This is a genomic window from Actinoplanes sp. NPDC048791, assembly GCF_040650095.1.
Taxonomy (GTDB): domain Bacteria; phylum Actinomycetota; class Actinomycetes; order Mycobacteriales; family Micromonosporaceae; genus Actinoplanes.
In genome coordinates this window covers 1-2,722 of sequence record NZ_JBEZGQ010001076.1, presented here as the reverse complement: position 1 = coordinate 2,722, position 2,722 = coordinate 1, and the positions used below count along the sequence as shown (strand labels likewise).

The window sequence follows — 2,722 nt, the reverse complement described above, 5'->3', positions numbered from 1 at the left end:
CCGAGACCGACCTCGCCGCGGCCATCCCCCGCCGCTACAGCAACCGCCGGCCGTTCTGGCCCGACCCCGTGCCGCCCGACGTGCGGCAGCGGCTGGTGGACGCCGCCCGCGAGGAGTCCGGCTGGCTGGACCTGCTGGTCGGGATGACCGCCCTGAGCGGCTTCGCCGAGCTGGCGCAGAGCGCCGACCGGGTGCTGCGCCGCGACCTGACCTACCAGGCCGAGATGTCGACCTGGACGCATGCCGACGAGGCGCCTGACGGTGTCGCTGTGCCGGCCGGTGCCCCGGTGCCGGAGCCGCAGGATCTGCTGCCCCAGCGCGCCTTCTCCGACCACCGGCGGGCCCCCGGACGTGACTTCGAGCCGGAACCTCTGGTCGCGATCCTGGGCACGGCCGGTGACCGCCCGCACGACCAGCTCATCGCCGGTCAGGCGTTGCAGCGGGTGCTGCTGACGGTCACCGACTCGGGCCTGGCCTGCTCGATGATCTCGCAGCCGATCGAGGTGCCGGCCGCCCGCGATCAGCTGCGCCGGTCGCTCGGCCGCTCCGGGATGCCGCAGATGGCGCTGCGGATCGGCTACGGCCGGCCCGGCAGCCCGAGCCGCCGCCGTCCCCTCGAGGATGTGCTCGTCGCGGATTGAAAGCCATTCGGCCGCACCGCAATGCAACAAACCTGCACATCATATTTATTGACTCTCATATATCGGCGGGTGAGGATTCCCTCACGGAAACAACCGTCCCCGGAGACCGCCGGAGCACTCCCGAGGATGGGCCGCACGCTGCGGTGACGCACCATACTGATGCCGTATCCCGTGGCCAGTCGACGGCCCTTTTGCCGCACCCTGCCCACCTACCGGCGGTGTCCATTTGTGACAGAGGAGAAACACTGAATGGCACCCTCACCCCGGGCCCGCCGGCTGCGCCGGCTGGCCGGCGGCGGCACTCTCGTCGCCCTGGTGACGGCGGGACTCGCCCTCACCGTGACCAGCGCCCAGGCGGCCACCGTCTTCACCGCCGACTTCGAGTCGGGCAGCACCAGCGGCTGGTCCAAGTCCGGCGGCACCTGGTCGGTCGTCGCGGACGGCTCGCAGACGCTGCGGCAGAGCAACGCGGGCAGTGAGAACGCCCGTGAGCTCGCCGGCGACGCCGGGTGGACCGACTACGCGGTGTCCGCGAAGGTCAAGCCGCTGTCGTTCGGCTCGGGCGGTTTCGTCGGCCTGCTGGCCCGGGCCAAGAGCTCGACCACGTTCTATCGGCTGGCGTTGCTGCCCGGCCAGGCGCAACTGCAGGCGGTCAACAGCGGCAGCGTCACCGTCCTCGGCAGCTCGGCCCGGACGGTGAGCACCGGCACCTGGTATTCCCTGAGCCTGAGCGTCTCCGGTTCGACCATCACCGGCAGCGTCGACGGCGCGACGGTCGGGACCGGCACCAGCTCGGTCTCGGGTTCGGGCCGCATCGGCCTGCAGACCGGTTTCGCCTCCGCGGGCTTCGACGACGTCATGGTCACCACCGGAGGCGGCGGCACGCCGTCACCGACCGGACCGACCACGCCGCCGCCGTCGAGCCCCACGCCGACCACCCCGCCGCCCACCACTCCGCCGCCGACGACCCCGCCGCCGACCACCAGCGACGTGCTCTACGTGGCGCCCAACGGCAGTGCGGGCGCGGCCGGCACCCAGGCGAGCCCGACCACCCTGGTCTCGGCGATCACCCGGGTCGCGGCCGGCGGAACGATCTATCTGCGCGGCGGCAACTACGCCTTCTCGCAGACGGTCACCATCGCGCCGGGCAACAACGGCACCGCGAACGCCCGCAAGAAGCTGTCGGCGTACCCGGGTGAGACGCCCGTGCTGAACTTCTCGGCCATGGTCGAGGACCCGGCGAACCGGGGGCTGGCCGTCAACGGCTCGTTCTGGCACGTGTCGGGCATCATCGTGGAGCGGGCGGGGGACAACGGCATCTTCGTCGGGGGCAGCAACAACATCCTCGAACGCACGATCACCCGGTTCAACCGCGACACCGGGCTGCAGCTGTCCCGGATCGCCTCGGACACCCCGAACAGCCAGTGGCCGGCCAACAACCTGATCCTGAGCGCGGAGTCGCACGACAACGCGGACTCCGACGGTGAGGACGCCGACGGTTTCGCCGCGAAGCTCACCGTCGGCTCCGGCAACGTCTTCCGCTACGCCGTGTCGCACAACAACATCGACGACGGCTGGGACCTCTACACCAAGACCGACACCGGGCCCATCGGCGTGGTCACCATCGAGGACTCGCTGGCCTACAACAACGGCACGCTGAGCAACGGCGGACAGGCCGGCAACGGCGACCGCAACGGCTACAAGCTCGGCGGCGAGGACATCAAGGTCAACCACATCGTGCGGCGCAGCATCGCGTTCCGCAACGGCAAGCACGGGTTCACGTACAACAGCAACCCGGGCGCGATGACGATCAGCAACAACATCAGCATCGACAACACCGAACGCAACTTCAACTTCGACGCGGGCACCTCGGTGTTCCGCAACAACGTCTCGTGCCGCAGCGGCAGCGGCACCAACGACCGGATCATCGGCGACGCCGACAGCTCGAACCAGTTCTGGTCGGGCACCAACGGATCCCGGTGCGCCGCGCTGAGCGGCGCGCTGGCCTGGTCCTTCGCCTCCGACGGGCGCCTCGCGGTGACCCTCGGCGGCCGGCCCGTGACGCCGTGACCAGCGGCCTG

Annotated in this window: 2 protein-coding genes; both read left to right on the top strand. The window is 70.5% G+C overall.

Going from position 1 to position 2,722, the window contains the following annotated elements; genetic code table 11:
* The coding region (locus AB0C29_RS42375) for a nitroreductase family protein (protein ID WP_360833159.1) at positions 1 to 641 on the top strand (641 nt) is incomplete at its 5' end.
* Positions 642 to 890: 249 nt separating this feature from the next.
* A complete protein-coding gene (locus tag AB0C29_RS42370) occupies positions 891 to 2,711 on the top strand; it encodes a cellulose-binding protein (RefSeq protein ID WP_360833157.1) in 1,821 nt (606 codons plus the stop codon).
* The last annotated feature ends 11 nt before the right edge of the window (positions 2,712 to 2,722 follow it).